The organism is Pseudomonas sp. 18175 (assembly GCF_050432925.1).
Classification (GTDB): domain Bacteria; phylum Pseudomonadota; class Gammaproteobacteria; order Pseudomonadales; family Pseudomonadaceae; genus Aquipseudomonas.
In genome coordinates, this window is record NZ_JBKFTO010000001.1 from 306,234 (window position 1) to 323,295 (window position 17,062).

The window sequence follows — 17,062 nt, forward strand, 5'->3', positions numbered from 1 at the left end:
TCCTACAGTTAACGCAGTTGGAGCACGGCTGCCCACTGCTCGGCAGTCACAGGCATCACCGAAAGCCGGCTGCCTTTTTGCACCAAGGGCAATTCGGCGAGTGCGGTTTGTTGTTTCAGATAACCCAGGCCGAGCACCTTGGGGAAGGTTTTGACGTGCGCCACGTCAATGGCGCTCCACGGGTTTTTCTCCGGGCTGGCCTTGGCGTCGAAATAGTCGCTTTGCGGCTCCAGCGCGGTGGGGTCCGGGTAGGCCGCCTTGATGATTTTGCCAATACCGGCAATGCCTGGCTCCGGGCAGCTGGAGTGGTAGAAGAAAAACTCGTCACCTTCCGCCATGGCACGCAGGAAGTTGCGCGCTTGGTAATTGCGCACCCCGTCCCAGCGCGCTTCACCGAGCTTTTCCAGGCCTTTGATGGAGAGTTCGTCGGGCTCGGATTTCATCAGCCAGTAGGCCATTTTTGGGCTCCTGAAATAGGCAGTGGGCAAGTTGTCTGGCAATTTGATGACAAACCGACAGTCGGTTGGCGCCAAGGTTTGCGTGTTGGTTCACGTTACCGCAGAATGCCGGCTTTTAAAGCTTGACGCAGCTGCAACGGACTACTTTGGAACGTTGTTGTCATCGTGTACGAGGTGCCTGAAGGGGGGCAATCGATGCAACGTAAACCGGATTTACTATGGATTTTGGTTATTTTGTTTGGTCTGGGCGTCGTGACCACCGGGTATGCGCAAAGCTTGTGGTCGAACAAGACCGATGCTCCCGTCGAGCTGACCCAGCAGCCGCTGCAACCGTTCAAACGCTGACCCTTCTTCGAGACGCCGCTTTTAGTGCGGCGTCTGTGCGACATACCACCGCTTATCGGTGACGGTGCCTGCCAACGGCACATCCCAAGTCGCCTGTACCAGCCTTTCGACTTTCTGACATTCATGGGCCAGGCCCAACAACGTCGGCTTGCGCCAGCTCTTGCGGCGCGCCAGGTAGGCGAGGCTGCGATCGTAGAAACCACCGCCCATGCCCAGGCGTCCACCCGTTTCATCGAACCCCACCAGTGGCAGCAATACCAGGTCCAGCGCCCATACCTTGCGCTGTCGGCTGATATTTACCCGTGGCTCAAGGATGCGAAAGCGATTGGGCAGCAGCTTTTCCCCTGGCCGTACGCGCTGGAACACCATCTTGGTCCGTGGCCAGGCGCTGAGCACGGGCAGGTAGGTGGCCTTGCCCCGGCGCTGGGCAGCACGCAGCAGCAGGCGCGGGTCGATTTCACCGTCCGTCGGTAGGTATAAGGAAATATGCTTGGCCCGGCGAAACAGCGGGTGCTGTGCCAGTTGCCGATACAGGCCGTGGGCGGCCTTGCGTTGCTCGCTCGGCGTAAGAGCACGGCGGGCCTTGCGCAACATGCGTCGAAGTTGCGGACGGGAAAGCGGCGCAGGTTCGGTCATGGTTTTCGGCTCATAAAACAATGCCAGTCCGAAGACTGGCATTGAGTTTGGGAATTCAGGCTCCCCGACAGAGCCGCTGTCGACTTAGCCCTTGAACCCGAAAGTTCAAGGTGGAAGAAGCAGTAGGCTTTAAGGCTTTCCGTCTAGCGGACATGCACACCAGCCCAACGTGCAACTTCCAGGGTAGTGCGAATCGGCTCAGGGACATCGCCGACTGGCAAACACGCCAGGGAGTGGAGCGAGTATACCTTAAACAGTCGCGGCAATCAGCCCTTGGGTGCGTCTGAATCGCTGGAAAGCACCAGATCCACGCGTTCCAGCAGGTCGCGCACCTGCTCGCGCGTCGAGCCGCTGGCCTGCACGTCAGGGCGTTCCTGCTTATGCAGCAGGTCGTGGGTGATATTCAACGCTGCCATCACGGCGATACGGTCGGCGCCGATCACTTTGCCGCTGCTGCGGATCTCACGCATCTTGCCATCCAGGTAGCGGGCGGCGCTCACCAGGTTGTTGCGCTCTTCCTGGGGGCAGATGATCGAATACTCTTTATCGAGAATCTGCACGGTGACGCTATTGCTTGAACTCATGAGTCTTGCTCCAGGGCCTTCAGGCGCGAAATCATCGATTCGACCTTACGCCGGGCGATTTCGTTTTTTTCAATGAGGTGAGCGCGTTCCTCGCGCCAGGTTTTTTCCTGAGCTAGTAGGAGTCCGTTTTGACTCTTAAGTTGCTCGACCCGATCAATTAGCAGTTCGAGTCTGGCCATCAGCGCTTGCAGGTCGGTGTCTTCCATTGGGTTCCACTGGATTTGTCTGATGAATGGCAACTGCAGGATAAACGATCTGACGCCCTTGATAGTCTTGGTACGTCTGCCGGTGCTAGGATACAGCGCTCCATTCTAGACATTGCGCCGTCTGGCGCCTAGCTCACCATGCCTATTCAGAACTCCCCGTACGACGCTTTCTCCAAACTGCTGAGCACCAGCGGCCACCCATGCTCGCCGGCCGAATTGCACGGCGTGTTGCTGGGCCGCAGCTGCACCGGCGTAGGCTTTGACGCCGACAACTGGCTGGCCGATGTGGCCGAGCTGCTGGAAACCGAGCCGACCGACAACGTGCGTAACGCGCTGATCGGCCTGCAGGAAATGGTCAAGGGCGAGCTGACCGGTGATGATGTCACCGTGGTCCTGCTGCTGCCCACCGACGACGCGCCGCTCGCCGACCGTGCTGCCGCCCTGGGCCAATGGTGCCAAGGCTTCCTCCACGGTTTCGGCGTGAACGCCGGCGGCCTGGACCTGAGCACCGACGCCAAGGAAGTGCTGCAGGACCTGGCAGCCATCTCCCAGGTGCAAGACGCCCTGGAAGAGTCCGAAGACGGTGAAGGCGACTACATGGAAGTCATGGAATACCTGCGCGTTGCGCCGCTGCTGCTGTTCACCGAGACCAAGAAGTCCGCTGAACCTGTAGCCCCCAAGCCGTCGCTGCACTAAGAAAGGAAGCCCATCTGCCCATGATTCATATCCCCCGAGCGGAATACACCCGGCGCCGCAAGGCGCTCATGGCGCAGATGGAACCCAACAGCATCGCGATCCTGCCGGCCGCCGCCGTGGCGATCCGCAACCGTGATGTGGAGCACGTTTATCGCCAGGACAGCGACTTCCAGTACCTGAGCGGTTTCCCCGAGCCTGAAGCGGTGATCGTGCTGATGCCCGGCCGCCTGCACGGCGAGTACGTGCTGTTCTGCCGCGAACGCAACGCCGAACGCGAACTGTGGGACGGCCTGCGTGCGGGCACCGAAGGCGCAATCCGTGATTTTGGCGCCGACGACGCGTTTCCCATTACCGATATCGACGACATCCTGCCCGGCCTGATCGAAGGCCGCGACCGGGTGTACTCGGCCATGGGCAGCAATGCCGAGTTCGACCGGCACCTGATGGAGTGGATCAACGTGATCCGCTCTAAAGCGCACCTCGGCGCCCAACCGCCGAACGAGTTTGTTGCGCTGGATCATCTGCTCCACGACATGCGCCTGTATAAATCAGCGGCAGAAGTGAAGGTGATGCGTGAGGCTGCACGAATCTCGTGCGTCGCGCATGTGCGGGCGATGCAGGCCAGCCGTGTCGGGCTGCATGAGTTCAGCCTGGAAGCCGAGCTGGATTACGAGTTCCGCAAGGGCGGCGCGAAAATGCCGGCCTACGGTTCCATCGTCGCCGCCGGGCGCAACAGCTGCATCCTGCATTACCAGCAGAATGACGCCGTGCTTAAGGACGGCGACTTGGTGCTGATCGACGCCGGTTGCGAGATCGACTGCTACGCCAGCGACATCACGCGCACCTGGCCGGTCAACGGCAAGTTTTCACCGGAACAGAAGGCGATCTACGAGATTGTGTTGGCTTCCCAGGAAGCCGCCTTTGCCCAGATCGCCCCGAACAAGCATTGGAACCAGGCCCACGAAGCGACGGTGCAAGTCATCACCGCCGGGCTGGTCAAGCTGGGTTTGTTGCAGGGCGACGTCGACGAGTTGATCGCCAGCGAAGCCTACAAAGCCTTCTACATGCACCGCGCCGGCCACTGGCTGGGCATGGATGTGCATGACGTGGGCGAGTACAAGGTGGGCGGTGAATGGCGTGTGCTGGAAGTTGGCATGGCCTTGACCGTGGAGCCGGGCATCTACATCGCGCCGGACAACCCGAACGTGGCAAAGAAATGGCGTGGCATTGGCGTACGCATCGAGGACGACGTGGTAGTGACCAAGCAAGGCTGTGAAATCCTGACCGGTGGCGTGCCCAAGGCAGTCGCCGAGATCGAAGCGCTGATGGCGGCGGCCCGATGAGCCGGGTCAATCTCGCCATTATCGGCGGTGGGCTGGTGGGCGCCAGCCTTGCGCTGGCGTTGCAGGCCGGGGCCAAGGCCCGTGGCTGGAAGATCGTGCTGATCGAGCCGTTCGCCCCGGGCGACAGCTACCAGCCGAGCTACGATGCGCGTTCGTCGGCGTTGTCCTACGGCGCCAAGCAGATTTATCAGCGCCTGGGCCTGTGGCAGGACATCTCCCGCCGTGCCGAACCGATCAAGCAGATCCATGTGTCGGACCGGGGGCGTTTTTCCACGGCGCGCCTGTCCGCCATGGAAGAAGGCGTACCGGCGCTCGGCTACGTGGTCGAAAACGCCTGGCTTGGCCAATGCCTGTGGCAGGGCCTGGACAAGGACGTGGTCAGCTGGCGTTGCCCGGCCGAAGTCACGCGCATGGAGCCATTGCCCGATGGCTACCGCCTGACCCTCAACGATGAAACCGTGCTGGAATGCGACCTCGCCGTGCTGGCCGATGGCGGCCGCTCCGGCTTGCGCGAGCAACTGGGGATTGGCGTGAAAACCCGCCCCTACAACCAGAGCGCGCTGATCGCCAACATCACCCCAAGCGAAGCCCACAACGGCGAAGCCTTCGAGCGCTTCACCGATGACGGCCCGATGGCCTTGCTTCCGCTGCCGGACAACCGTTGCGCGCTGGTGTGGACGCGCATCGGCATGGACGCCCAGCGTCTGGCCAATCTCGATGAGCGGGCTTTTCTCAGCGAATTGCAGGGTGTGTTCGGCTACCGCCTGGGCACCCTCAAGCAAGTCGGCGCGCGCCACCTGTATCCGTTGACCCTGGTGGAAGCCGAAGAGCAAGTGCGCTCCCACCTGGCGATCCTCGGCAATGCCGCCCACAGCCTGCACCCGATTGCCGGGCAGGGCTTCAACCTGTCCCTGCGCGATGCGCAGGCCTTGGCCGAAGCCTTGCTGGCCGGGCCGCAAGTACCGGGTGACCTGGCGACCTTACAGGGTTATCGCGAACGCCAGCGCCTGGACCAGAAACTCACTGTGGGTTTCTCCGACCAGGTCACGCGCCTGTTTGGCAGCGCCCAGCCGTTGGTCGCACTGGGCCGCAACATGGGCCTGCTGGGCCTGGACCTGCTGCCACCGGCCAAACGCTGGTTCGCCCGCCAGGCCATGGGCCTGGGCACGCGTCCCGATGCCTGACCGTCACCCTTTCATTTACCGGCGGCCCAAGCCGCCTGCGAGACAGGCTTAAACCATGGACATGCGCGCAGATGTGCTGATCGTCGGGGCCGGAATGGTCGGAAGCGCCCTGGCGCTGGCGTTGCAGGGCAGTGGCCTGCAGGTGCTGTTGCTCGACGGTAGCCCGCTGAGTGTCAAACCGTTCGACCATGACGCGGCTTTCGAGCCCCGTGTAAGCGCCTTGTCGGCCGCCAGCCAGCGCATTCTGGAGCGCCTTGGCGTGTGGGACGGCATCGTTGAGCGGCGCGCCAGCCCGTACGGCGAAATGCAGGTGTGGGACGGCAGCGGCACCGGGCAGATCCATTTTTCGGCGGCCAGTGTGCATGCCGAAGTGCTTGGGCATATCGTCGAAAACCGCGTGGTTCAGGATGCCTTGCTTGATCGCCTGCATGACTGCGACCTGGGCCTGTTGGCCAACGCCCGCTTGGAGCAAATGCGCCGCTCCGGCGATGACTGGCTGCTGACCCTGGCCGATGGCCGCAAGCTGCGTGCACCGCTGGTGGTGGCTGCTGATGGCGCCAACTCTGCGGTGCGCCGACTGACCGGCACGGCGACCCGTGAGTGGGATTACCTGCATAACGCCATCGTCACCAGCGTGCGCAGCAGCCAGCCGCATCAGCGCACGGCCTGGCAACGTTTTACCGACACCGGCCCGTTGGCGTTTCTGCCGCTGACGCGCGATGGGCAGGAAGATTGGTGTTCGATCGTCTGGTCGACCACGCCGGCCGAGTCCGAGCGCTTGATGGCGCTGGATGATGAAAGCTTCTGCCGTGAACTGGAACGCGCCTTTGAAGGGCGACTGGGGACGGTGATCAGCGCCGATCCACGTGTCTGCGTGCCATTGCGTCAACGTCACGCCAAGCGCTACGTGGCCGAAGGCCTGGCGTTGATCGGCGACGCGGCCCACGTGATTCACCCGTTGGCGGGGCAAGGCGTGAACCTGGGCTTCCTCGATGCGGCAACGTTGGCCGAAGTGCTGCTCTCTGCCACCGAGCGCGGCGAACGCCTGGCGGATGTGAAGGTGCTGAGCCGTTATGAACGCCGACGCATGCCCCACAACCTGGCCTTGATGGCGGCGATGGAAGGCTTTGAGCGACTGTTCCAGGCCGACCAATTGCCGCTGCGTTGGCTGCGCAACGCGGGGCTTAAGATGGTTGACCAGATGCCGGAAGCGAAAGCGGTGTTTGTGCGTCAGGCGCTGGGGTTGACTGGCGATCTACCGGATTTGGCCAAGCCCTGAAAGGTTTGTGCAACATCTGGTAACGCCTCCACCAAGCGCCACCAAATGTGAGTCCTTATCATTTGCCCTCTTTTTGCAAATGAGAGACCGCACCCATGTTGGCACCCAAGCGCCTCCTGACTGCCCTGGCACTCACCCTGATCGGCAGCACCACCGTGCAGGCCGCCGACGAAGTGGTGGTCTACTCCTCGCGCATCGACGAACTGATCAAGCCGGTGTTCGACGCCTACACCCAGAAGACCGGCGTGCAGATCAAGTTCATCACCGACAAGGAAGCCCCGTTGATGCAGCGCATCAAGGCCGAGGGCGAAAACGCCACCGCCGACCTGCTGCTCACCGTCGACGCCGGCAACCTCTGGCAGGCTGAGCAGATGGACATCCTGCAACCGTTCACGTCGCCTGTGATCGACAAGAACATTCCCCTGCAGTACCGCTCATCCACCCATGCCTGGACCGGCTTGAGCCTGCGTGCGCGCACCATCGCCTATTCCACCGACCGGGTAAAACCGGGCGACCTCACCACCTACGAAGCCCTGGCCGACAAACAGTGGGAAGGCCGCCTGTGCCTGCGCACGGCCAAGAAGGTCTACAACCAGTCGCTGACCGCCACCTTGATCGAAACCCATGGCGCGGCCAAGACCGAAGAAATCGTCAAGGGCTGGGTCAACAACCTGTCTACCGACGTGTTCTCCGATGACATCGCCGTGCTGGAAGCGATCAACGCCGGGCAATGCGACGTGGGCATCGTCAACACCTACTATTACGGCCGCCTGCACAAGCAGAACCCGAGCCTGGCGGTAAAGCTGTTCTGGCCAAACCAGGGCGACCGTGGCGTGCATGTGAACCTGTCGGGCATTGGCCTGACCAAACATGCACCGCACCCGGAAGCGGCCAAGGCGCTGGTGGAGTGGATGACCACGCCTGAGGCGCAGAAGATCTTTGCCGATGTGAACCAGGAATTCCCGGCCAATCCGGCGGTGCCGCCGTCGGCCGAAGTGGCGACCTGGGGCAAGTTCGTGGCCGATACCTTGCCGGTGGAAGTGGCGGGAAAGCGTCAGGCTGAGGCGATTCGCTTGATGGATCGCGCTGGCTGGAACTAAGTACAATCTGCAGGACATCGCAGTCCTAAATGTGGGAGCGGGCTTGCTCGCGAAGGCGTCGTGTCAGTCGATACATGTGTGACTGATACACCGCTTTCGCGAGCAAGCCCGCTCCCACATTGGATTTTGGTGACTTCAAGATATCCATTCACTGAGAACCGACTTTGGCCCACCCCGCCCAACGCCGCTGGTACCTGCCGGTCTTCACCGTCGCCGCCTTGGTGCTGCTGCCGCTGAGCGTGCTGTTGCTGTCCTGGCAAAGCATCGACGCGCAAATCTGGTCCCACCTCTGGGAAACCCAGATGCCGCGTCTGCTGGGCAATACCCTTACCCTGGTGCTGGGCGTTGGTGTCGGCGTGACCTTGCTCGGCGTCAGCCTGGCCTGGCTCACCAGCCTCTGCGAATTCCCCGGGCGGCGCTGGCTGGATTGGGCGCTGATGTTGCCCTTCGCGATTCCGGCCTATGTGCTGGCCTTTGTGTTTGTCGGCCTGCTGGACTTCGCCGGCCCTGTGCAAACCTTGTTGCGCGAATGGTTCGGCAGCGGCTTGCGCCTGCCCCGCGTGCGTTCCACCAGTGGTGTGGTCATCGTGTTGGTGCTGGTGTTCTACCCCTACGTCTACTTGCTGGCGCGCACCGCGTTCCTGGCCCAGGGCAAAGGCCTGATGGAAGCGGCGCGGGTGCTGGGGCAGTCGCCGTGGCAAGCGTTCTGGCGCGTAGCGCTGCCGATGGCGCGACCAGCGATTGGGGCGGGGGTGGCCTTGGCGCTGATGGAGACCTTGGCGGATTTTGGCGCTGTTTCGGTGTTCAACTTCGACACCTTTACCACCGCGATCTACAAGACCTGGTACGGCTTTTTCAGCCTATCCAGTGCGGCCCAACTGGCCAGCCTGTTGCTGTTGGTGGTGATGGTGGTGCTGTACGGCGAGCGCCGCGCCCGTGGTGCCAGCCGACCCAGCAATGAGCGGCCACGGGGCAAGGCGTTGTATCACCTGCGCGGGTTCAAGGCGGTTGCGGCCAGTGGCTGGTGTGGGTTGGTGTTCGCTTGCGCGTTCGTCATACCGATGCTGCAACTGGTGGCGTGGTTCTGGCAGCGTGGCCGCTTCGACCTGGATGAGCGGTATTCGGGCCTGATCGTCCACACCCTCTACTTGGGTGGGATTGCAGCGCTGATCACCGTCAGCGTGGCGCTGGTGCTGGCATTCGCCAATCGCCTGGCACCGACACGGGCGATCCGCTCCGGCATCAGCCTGGCCAACGTCGGCTATGCCTTGCCGGGCTCGGTGCTGGCCGTGTCGATCATGTTGGCGTTCAGCTACCTGGACCGTGAACTGGTGGTGCCCTTGTCCGGCTGGTTGGGTGGCGCGGGCAAGCCGTTGCTGCTGGGCAGTCTGTCGGCGCTGGTGTTGGCGTACCTGGTGCGCTTCTTGGCGGTGGCCTATGGGCCGCTGGAAAACAGCCTGGCGCGCATCCGCCCATCGCTGCCCGAAGCCGCCCGCAGTCTTGGCGTGAGTGGGCCACGACTGTTTTGCAAAGTGTATCTGCCGTTGTTACTGCCGGGGACGTTGAGCGCCGCGCTGCTGGTGTTCGTTGATGTGCTCAAGGAAATGCCCGCCACCCTGCTGATGCGCCCGTTCGGCTGGGACACCCTGGCGGTTCGTATCTTTGAAATGACCAGCGAAGGCGAGTGGGCGCGGGCCTCACTACCGGCGTTGACCCTGGTGTTGGTGGGCCTGCTGCCGGTGATCGGGCTGATCCGACGCTCGGCCCGGCAAATCGGTTAGGTGCCAGTCCTACGGCTTGCGGCTACAATGCGCGGCATTCGGTGCGCTCCGTCTTTCGGACTGGGTTGCTGTAAGTAGCTGCAGGCCTTGTAATTCAAGGTGTACAGCGCAAACAGCCACGCTGCGCACCTTCGCCAAGCCCGGAAGGAGAAACCCATGGGACAGCGTACGCCTCTGTATGACCTGCATCTCGCCCTCGGCGCGAAAATGGTCGATTTTGGCGGTTGGGATATGCCTCTGCATTACGGCTCGCAAGTTGAAGAGCACCATCAGGTGCGGCGCGACTGCGGGGTGTTCGATGTATCTCATATGACCGTGATCGATATCACTGGCCCCCAGGCCAAGGAATGGCTGCAGTACCTGCTGGCCAATGATGTGGATCGTCTGCATGGCTGCGGCCGTGCGTTGTACAGCGCCATGCTCAACGACAAGGGCGGCGTGGTGGACGACATGATTGTCTACCGTACCGACGCCGGTTATCGGCTGGTGGTCAACGCCGCCACTCGCGACCAGGACATGGCCTGGATGCAGGCGCAATTGGGCAGCTATCAGGTGCAATTGCACGAGCGGCCCGAGTTGGCGATGCTGGCGATTCAAGGCCCGCACGCCCGGCAGAAGATCGCCGAGCTGGTCACCCAGTCTCGCAGTACTCTGATCCACCAGCTCAAGCCTTTCGAAGGCCAGGCCGACGGCGACTGGTTTATTGCCCGTACCGGCTACACCGGCGAAGACGGCCTGGAAATTGTCCTGCCGGCCGATCAGGCGCCGGGCTTTTTCAACGACCTGGTAGGCGCTGGCATTTCCCCCATCGGCCTTGGTGCCCGCGACACCCTTCGCTTGGAAGCCGGCATGAACCTGTACGGCCAGGATATCCACCAGGACGTTTCGCCTTTGGCCGCCAATATGGCCTGGAGCATTGCCTGGGAGCCTGCCGAACGCAACTTCATTGGCCGTGCTGCGCTGGAAGCCGAACTGGCGGCGGGTGTGCAGTTCAAATTGGTCGGGCTGGTGCTGGAAGAGCGTGGGGTTTTACGCGCTCATCAGGTGGTTCGTATCGCCAATGTTGGCGAAGGGGAGATCACCAGTGGTAGTTTCTCTCCTACGCTAAGCAAATCCATTGCCCTGGCGCGCGTACCGACGGCAACAGCCGATCGGGCCGAAGTGGAAATCCGCGGCAAGTGGTACCCGGTTCGAGTGGTCAAGCCGACCTTCGTACGCCATGGCAAAACCTTGATCTAACCTATTTCCGGCAGGCCAAAGGCCGCTGACATTAATTCTTGAGGACACAGACTATGAGCAATATCCCGGCCGACCTGCGTTTTGCCGAGAGTCATGAATGGGCCCGCGTGGAAGCAGACGGCACCGTGACCGTCGGCATCTCCGACCATGCCCAGCAAGCGTTGGGTGATGTGGTGTTTGTTGAGTTGGCGGAAGTGGGCAAGGTATTTGCGGCTGGCGATACTGCGGGCGTCGTGGAGTCTGTGAAAGCCGCCTCGGATATCTACTCGCCGGTTGCTGGTGAAGTGATTGCGGTCAATGAAGAACTGGCCGATAGCCCTGAGTCGTTGAATTCCGAGCCTTACAGCGCATGGATCTTCAAGCTCAAGCCAAGCAATGCTGAAGGCGATCTGGCCAAACTGCTGGATGCTGCTGGCTACAAAGCCGCCATCGGCGAGTAAACATAGATTCAAATGTGGGAGGGGGCTTGCCCCTCCCACATTGGATGTTTGTCAGCCGTGAGTATTCAGCCTGCTTTGAGCACCGCTTTTACCGCCGCCACCGACCGCTCCACATCCGCCTCCGTCATCGCCGTGAACATCGGCAACGACACGATCAAACGCCCCACCTTTTCCGCCACTGGGAACATGCCTTCCTTGAAACCCTGTGCCCGATAAAGGCTCAGCAGGTGGATTGGCGGGTAGTGATAGCCAATGCCGACGCCGTGGGCCTGCATCTGCTCCATGAAGGTAGCGCGGGCGGGCAGGCCGTCCTTACGCTCCGGCAGCACCAGTTGGAACAGGTGCCAGTTGCTGTTTTCGAAATCCGCTGGCGGCAGTTGCGCGCCGTACTGCGCTTCAAAGTCAGCGCCAAAGCATTTGAAGTAGTGACGCGCCAGGTTTTGGCGATGGGCAGTGATCTTTTCGATATGGGCAAATTGGCCCAGGCCAATGGCGGCGGCGATATCGGTCATGTTGAACTTGCCACCCAGCACATCCACATCCAGGCCGTCGAAGCCGGTGCGGGTCACGCCCTGCAGGCGATACTTTTCCGCCAGGCGTGCTTCCTCGGCGTTGTTCAGCACCAGGCAGCCACCTTCGGAAGAAGTGATGTTCTTGTTGGCCTGGAAGCTGAACGACACAAAGTCGCCCGTAGCGCCGATGCGCTCGCCATCCCAGCTCGAACCCAGTGCTTGGGCGGCGTCTTCGATAATGCGCAGGTTGTACTTGTTGGCCAGCGCGTAAAGCATCGGCATGTCCAGAGGCAGGCCAGCCAGGTACACCGGGATGATGGCCTTGGTGCGCGGGGTGATTGCGGCTTCCACTTGGGCCAGGTCGATATTGCGGGTGACCGGGTCGATGTCGGCAAATATCGGAGTGGCGCCGACTTCCAGGATCACGTTGGCCGTGGCGACCCACGAGATCGGCGTGGTGATGACCTCATCGCCAGGCCCGATGCCGGCGATGCGCAAGGCAATCTCCATGGTGCAGGTACCCGAATTGAAGGTGCGCACCGGCCGGCCACCAAAGTACTCCGACAACTGCGCCTCGAATGCCTGCACTTTTGGCCCGCTGGTGATCCAGCCCGAGCGCAGTACATCGCCAACCGCCGAGATGGTGGCTTCATCAATGGTAGGTTTGGAAAACGGCAGGAAGGGCTGTTGGCTCATGACGACGAAGGCATCCGTTTCAGATTGGCGATGAGTAAGAGGCGTATCAGTACCGGCATGGTTGCACGGCACGACTGAATATAGCCTGTCTCCCGTGAATGAATCGTCATCGTGCAGGCAAAAACCGGTCTGCTGGAAATCGACACGCTCGGCGGTGTATCAGAGGGACAGCCGAGCTTCAAGAAACACATTCTGTTCCTTGAGCTTGCCTTTGAGCTGCTCGTCCCGTGCGTTAATCCGATTGGCGAATGTGTTGTAACCGGTTTCTACGTCGCCCAAGGAGATGTATCGGTATCCGACGCCGAGGGTAAGCTGCTGGTTGATCTTGGCGTCTAGTCCCATGCCCACGCTGTAGGCGAAATTATGCTGGCGATTGTTGGCGAAGCGACGGGTTTCAACGGTTTGGTAGCCCTCGCTTTCAATCCGAGCGACGCCGACCCCAGCCGTGCCGTAAAACGACAACCAAGGGTTGATCGGTATGTCTTTATAACCATTGAACATTAAGCGCTCGCTGTTGACCTGCAGGCTATTAACGTTGGCATTGAAGGGCGCCCAATAGGATTTGAACGTGGAGCTATTTGGCATCGTGTATTCACCTTCCAGTCGCCAGCCGTCGCTGAAGGCGTAGCCTGCTGCGAAGGAGGCGACGAATGATTTGCTGCTATTGGGGGCCTCTACGCGCTCGGTTACGCGTGGGCTGGTCAGCAGGGCGCTGGAAAGGTTCTGGCGAGCATTGTTGAGCTTCGCCGACCCGTACCAGTTTTCTGCTTGAACGTGGGAGGCTGCGAATGTGGTGAGAAGCGCGGCGTAGACAAACTTTTGCATGGGCTGTGATTCGCTTTTTAAAAAGGAATCCGTAGCTTGTAAGTTTGCCCCAGGTGGCTCGACAGGACTTATCTGTGATCGGTTGGGAAAACTAGAGTAAACGCGTAGCCATCAACATCGAGGACGGTAAGAGCGATCACAAGAATGCCGCTCGAAAGCGGCATTCTTCAGTAAGGCGTAAGTGTTACTCGGTCACTGCGTTTTTAGCGAGGATAGCGTTGGCCAGCTCCATATCCGTGGCTTGCAGGCCAGGGTTGTCGGCGCGGACTTTCTGCATGGCGGCTTCCAGGTAGGGGCCGCGGATGCCGCCGTCGCTGGCAACAAAGCTGCCGGCGTCGTCTTGTGCGGCAACCACCAGCTTGTGGTCCTTGAATGTCAGGTACGTCGAGCCAGTGGTGGCGCCGGACGAGATGACATTGCGCCAGAAACTGTCGGCCATCGCTGAACCGACAGGAAGGGAAAGCACAGCAAGGGTTGCGACAGCATATTTAAGACGCATGATGGGTGACTCCGGTTGGGTGATCTGTACTTTATGATTGTAGTTAGCCCAGCCGAGTTCCATCGCTGACTAAACAGTTTCAACCGTCAAAACCACACCATTCTGACCAATCACCCGTACTTGAGCGCCTACAGGGCTGTCGGGGCCGGTGACCATCCACACGCCGTCACCGACTTTTACCTTGCCTCGCCCGTCCACAATGGCCTGATGCACCACAAAGGTGCGCCCGATCAACTCAGAGCCGCGCTCGTTGAGCCCCGGTTGGTCACTGGCCTTGGCACTGCTGCGTTGGCGTTTCCACCAATACACCGCCGTCAATATCGACAACACGGCGAACAGCAGCAGTTGCCACTCCAGCCCCAGGGGCGGCACCAGGAACTTGATCACGCCCACGGCCGCTGCGGCGATGCCCATCCACAGCAGGTAGCCGCCGGCACCGAATACCTCAAGGATCAGCAACACCGTGCCCAGTGCCGGCCAATCCCAGAACGACAGGTGCTGCAGGAAGTCCCACATGGCCTCAGCCTTTCTTGCTGTCGAAGGTGGCCTTGACGATCTCGCCGATACCGCCGACCGCACCGATCACCTGGCTGGCCTCCAGCGGCATCAGGATCACCTTGCTGTTGTTGGCCGAAGCCAGCTTGCCCAAGGCATCGATGTATTTTTGCGCGACGAAATAGTTGACTGCCTGTACGTTGCCCGACGCGATCGCTTCCGACACCACTTGGGTGGCGCGGGCTTCGGCTTCGGCCTGACGCTCACGGGCTTCGGATTCAAGGAATGCAGCCTGGCGGCTACCCTCGGCTTCCAGGATCTGCGCCTGCTTCTTGCCCTCTGCGGTCAGGATCGCCGATGCCCGCAGGCCTTCGGCTTCAAGGATTTGCGCACGCTTGATCCGTTCGGCCTTCATTTGACCGGACATGGCGGCCATCAAGTCGGCGGGCGGGCTGATATCCTTGATTTCGATACGGGTGATCTTGATGCCCCATGGCGCGGTGGCTTCGTCCACGGTTCTCAGCAGTTTTTCGTTAATGCCGTCGCGCTGGCTGAGCATGGCATCCAGCTCCATGGAGCCGAGTACGGTACGGATATTGGTTTGCAGCAGGTTGCGGATGGCATGTTCGAGGTTGTTGACCTCGTAGGCCGCCTGGGCGGTGTTGACCACCTGGAAAAAGCACACGGCGTCGATCTGCACGGTGGCGTTGTCAGCGGTGATGACTTCCTGCGGCGGAATATCCAACACGCTTTCCATCACGTTGATCTTGCGACCGATGCGGTCCATGACCGGGATAATGATGTTCAGGCCGGGCTTGAGGGTGTTGGTGTAGCGGCCGAAACGCTCGACGGTCCACTGGTAGCCCTGAGGGACCACCTTGAAGCCCATGAACAGGATGGCCACGGCCAAACCCACGAAAAGAAGCAGTACGGTTCCGATCTGCATAACGATTCCCTATCTAGTGGTGTCAGTGAAGCGACGGTCGGCCGATTGTAACGGTCTCGTCACGGATAAGAACGGTTTCAGGCCCTGACAATCAAAGGATTTGTTTCTGAATCCCCAGGCGTTACCCGCAAGACTTCCGCCATTGTTGTCAGGCCGGCCTGCACTTTCTGTATGCCAGCCATTCGCAAGCTGCGCATGCCGTGCGTAATGGCTGCCCGGCGCAAGGCTTGTACGTCGACCCCTGGGGTGATCAGCGCCTTGAGTGGCTCATCGATGAGCATTATTTCGTAGACCCCGGCGCGTCCTTGGTAGCCGCTGTTTCGGCAGTCTGCACATCCGATGGCCTCAAAGGTTTCGCCGGTCGCGCGCTTGCACTGGGGGCATAACACCCGCACCAGGCGCTGTGCCATCACCCCTATAAGCGTAGCCTTGATCAAATAGTGAGCAATCCCCAGCTCCTGCAAACGGCTGATGGCACTGGGTGCGTCGTTTGTGTGCAGGGTCGACAGCACCAGGTGCCCGGTCAGTGCGGCCTGGATCGCCATTTCGGCGGTTTCCTGGTCGCGGATTTCGCCCACCATGATGATGTCCGGGTCTTGACGCAGCAGGGCACGCAGGCCGCTGGCAAAGGTCAGGTCGATATTGTGCTGCACCTGCATCTGGTTGAACGTCGGCTCTACCATTTCGATAGGGTCTTCCACCGTGCACAGGTTGACGTCTCGGGTCGCCAGTTGCCTGAGCGTGGTGTAGAGCGTGCTGGTCTTACCCGAACCGGTCGGGCCGGTGACCAGGAGGATACCGTTGGCCTGGCGCGTCATGCTCTGCCAGCGCTGCTGATCCTCGTTGGACAAACCCAACTGGTCGAAGCCCTTGAGCAGCACCTGCGGGTCGAAAATCCGCATCACCAGTTTCTCGCCAAAGGCTGTGGGCAGGGTAGAGAGGCGCAATTCGACTTCGATACCGGCCGGCGTCTTGGTCTTTACGCGGCCGTCTTGCGGTTTGCGTTTTTCTGCCACGTTCATCCGGCCCAGGCTTTTGAGGCGGCTGACCACCGCCACGGTCACCTGTGGCGGAAACTGATAGACGTCATGCAGCAGCCCATCGATGCGAAAACGCACGCAGCCCTGTTCCCGGCACGGCTCAATATGGATATCACTCGCCCGTTGGCCGAAGGCGTACTGCAACAGCCAATCGACGATATTGACGATATGCGCGTCGTTGGCATCCGGCTCTTGGTCGCTAGCGCCAAGGTTGAGCGGTTCGAAATGGCCAGGCGCCGCGATTTTCTGGTCGGCCCCGCTGACCGATTTCGCCAGCCGATAAAACTCGTCGATGTAACGCCGGATATCCTGGGGGTTGGCCACCACACGCCTGATCCTGCGCTTGAGCACCTGGGCCAGCCCGGCCTCCCAACCGGTCAAATGGGGCTGGGCGCTGGCGATGGTGACTGTCTGAGCGTCTACCGCCACGGCGAGAATGCCATGACGTTGGGCGAACCCGTGGGACATCAGCGGCACTAGCGTTGCCACATTGATCTTTAATGGGTCGATACGCAGATAAGGTTGCTCGACATGCCGCGCCAGCCATTGCGTCAGGGCTTCCAGGCAGGGGCCGTGTGTGGCGATGCATTCCAATGGGTGTTGAGCGTTATTTGCCGGCTGCGCTGACAAGCGTTTTGCCAGATCAGGTGTCACCAAACCGGTATCGACCAAGGCTGGCAACACGTGCTGCAATTCCAAGCGTTGATCGGTGGACATCGAGGTTTTCCTGGGAGGAGTCTGACGTAATCCCAGGCTAG

Annotated in this window: 19 protein-coding genes and 1 other RNA gene; 9 read left to right on the forward strand and 11 right to left on the reverse strand. The window is 60.8% G+C overall.

Features of this window, described 5'->3' with window-relative positions; translation table 11 throughout:
- Positions 1-8: 8 nt before the first annotated feature.
- On the reverse strand, positions 9-458 hold the full coding sequence (locus ACLD1Y_RS01355) for an EVE domain-containing protein (protein ID WP_429474767.1): 450 nt from the start codon (positions 456-458) through the stop codon (positions 9-11).
- A gap of 195 nt (positions 459-653) precedes the next feature.
- Here ACLD1Y_RS01355 and ACLD1Y_RS01360 point away from each other — a divergent pair, with 195 nt between their 5' ends.
- Positions 654-803 (forward strand): hypothetical protein, encoded by a 150-nt coding sequence (locus ACLD1Y_RS01360; RefSeq protein WP_090234720.1) that lies wholly within the window; start codon positions 654-656, stop codon positions 801-803.
- Positions 804-824: 21 nt separating this feature from the next.
- On the opposite strand, the gene ACLD1Y_RS01365 is transcribed toward ACLD1Y_RS01360, so the two are convergent.
- From ACLD1Y_RS01365 to ACLD1Y_RS01380, 4 genes are all read right to left on the reverse strand, one after another.
- The gene (locus ACLD1Y_RS01365) at positions 825-1,439 is read right to left on the reverse strand and encodes a 5-formyltetrahydrofolate cyclo-ligase (RefSeq protein WP_429474770.1); all 615 of its coding nucleotides are present in this window, start codon (positions 1,437-1,439) and stop codon (positions 825-827) included.
- A 57-nt stretch (positions 1,440-1,496) separates the two neighbouring features.
- Positions 1,497-1,675, reverse strand: a non-coding RNA gene (ssrS, locus tag ACLD1Y_RS01370) — 6S RNA.
- A gap of 30 nt (positions 1,676-1,705) precedes the next feature.
- Positions 1,706-2,023, reverse strand: coding sequence for a cell division protein ZapA (locus ACLD1Y_RS01375; RefSeq protein ID WP_003176812.1), 318 nt, complete (start codon positions 2,021-2,023; stop codon positions 1,706-1,708).
- A complete protein-coding gene (locus ACLD1Y_RS01380) occupies positions 2,020-2,229 on the reverse strand; it encodes a TIGR02449 family protein (protein WP_003177365.1) in 210 nt (69 codons plus the stop codon). Before ACLD1Y_RS01380 ends, ACLD1Y_RS01375 begins: the two co-directional genes overlap by 4 nt.
- A gap of 138 nt (positions 2,230-2,367) precedes the next feature.
- On the opposite strand from ACLD1Y_RS01380, the gene ACLD1Y_RS01385 reads away from it, so the two are divergent.
- The 8 genes from ACLD1Y_RS01385 (at position 2,368) to gcvH (ending at position 11,291) form a co-directional block, all read left to right on the forward strand.
- Complete coding sequence (locus tag ACLD1Y_RS01385) at positions 2,368-2,925, forward strand: YecA family protein (protein WP_429474773.1); 558 nt, start codon at positions 2,368-2,370, stop codon at positions 2,923-2,925.
- Positions 2,926-2,945: 20 nt separating this feature from the next.
- Positions 2,946-4,268 carry a Xaa-Pro aminopeptidase gene (gene pepP, locus ACLD1Y_RS01390; RefSeq protein WP_429474775.1) on the forward strand — a complete coding sequence of 441 codons (1,323 nt, stop codon included), beginning with the start codon at positions 2,946-2,948 and terminating at the stop codon, positions 4,266-4,268.
- Positions 4,265-5,452 (forward strand): 2-octaprenyl-6-methoxyphenyl hydroxylase, encoded by a 1,188-nt coding sequence (gene ubiH / locus ACLD1Y_RS01395; protein WP_429474777.1) that lies wholly within the window; start codon positions 4,265-4,267, stop codon positions 5,450-5,452. The genes pepP and ubiH overlap by 4 nt, the downstream gene beginning before the upstream one ends.
- Positions 5,453-5,513: 61 nt before the next feature.
- On the forward strand, positions 5,514-6,731 hold the full coding sequence (locus ACLD1Y_RS01400; RefSeq protein ID WP_429475359.1) for a 2-octaprenyl-3-methyl-6-methoxy-1,4-benzoquinol hydroxylase: 1,218 nt from the start codon (positions 5,514-5,516) through the stop codon (positions 6,729-6,731).
- A gap of 95 nt (positions 6,732-6,826) precedes the next feature.
- A complete protein-coding gene (locus ACLD1Y_RS01405) occupies positions 6,827-7,831 on the forward strand; it encodes an extracellular solute-binding protein (protein WP_429474779.1) in 1,005 nt (334 codons plus the stop codon).
- A gap of 164 nt (positions 7,832-7,995) precedes the next feature.
- The gene (locus ACLD1Y_RS01410; RefSeq protein WP_429474781.1) at positions 7,996-9,612 is read left to right on the forward strand and encodes an ABC transporter permease; all 1,617 of its coding nucleotides are present in this window, start codon (positions 7,996-7,998) and stop codon (positions 9,610-9,612) included.
- A 156-nt stretch (positions 9,613-9,768) separates the two neighbouring features.
- Positions 9,769-10,851 (forward strand): glycine cleavage system aminomethyltransferase GcvT, encoded by a 1,083-nt coding sequence (gene gcvT / locus ACLD1Y_RS01415; protein WP_429474783.1) that lies wholly within the window; start codon positions 9,769-9,771, stop codon positions 10,849-10,851.
- A gap of 53 nt (positions 10,852-10,904) precedes the next feature.
- Positions 10,905-11,291: a glycine cleavage system protein GcvH gene (gene gcvH, locus ACLD1Y_RS01420; protein ID WP_429474786.1), complete on the forward strand. Its 387-nt coding sequence runs from the start codon at positions 10,905-10,907 to the stop codon at positions 11,289-11,291.
- Positions 11,292-11,356: 65 nt separating this feature from the next.
- Here the strand turns inward: gcvH and ACLD1Y_RS01425 are convergent, their stop codons facing one another.
- From ACLD1Y_RS01425 to ACLD1Y_RS01450, 6 genes are all read right to left on the reverse strand, one after another.
- Positions 11,357-12,499: a DegT/DnrJ/EryC1/StrS family aminotransferase gene (locus ACLD1Y_RS01425; protein ID WP_429474788.1), complete on the reverse strand. Its 1,143-nt coding sequence runs from the start codon at positions 12,497-12,499 to the stop codon at positions 11,357-11,359.
- A 159-nt stretch (positions 12,500-12,658) separates the two neighbouring features.
- Entirely contained in the window at positions 12,659-13,324 is a 666-nt protein-coding gene (locus ACLD1Y_RS01430; RefSeq protein WP_429474791.1) for an outer membrane protein, read from the reverse strand.
- A 184-nt stretch (positions 13,325-13,508) separates the two neighbouring features.
- On the reverse strand, positions 13,509-13,823 hold the full coding sequence (locus ACLD1Y_RS01435; RefSeq protein ID WP_003176799.1) for a DUF2388 domain-containing protein: 315 nt from the start codon (positions 13,821-13,823) through the stop codon (positions 13,509-13,511).
- A gap of 69 nt (positions 13,824-13,892) precedes the next feature.
- Positions 13,893-14,339 (reverse strand): NfeD family protein, encoded by a 447-nt coding sequence (locus ACLD1Y_RS01440; protein WP_429474793.1) that lies wholly within the window; start codon positions 14,337-14,339, stop codon positions 13,893-13,895.
- A gap of 4 nt (positions 14,340-14,343) precedes the next feature.
- Positions 14,344-15,264: an SPFH domain-containing protein gene (locus ACLD1Y_RS01445; RefSeq protein WP_105521176.1), complete on the reverse strand. Its 921-nt coding sequence runs from the start codon at positions 15,262-15,264 to the stop codon at positions 14,344-14,346.
- Between the two features lie 77 nt (positions 15,265-15,341).
- Positions 15,342-17,021 (reverse strand): GspE/PulE family protein, encoded by a 1,680-nt coding sequence (locus ACLD1Y_RS01450; RefSeq protein WP_429474796.1) that lies wholly within the window; start codon positions 17,019-17,021, stop codon positions 15,342-15,344.
- Positions 17,022-17,062 lie beyond the last annotated feature (41 nt).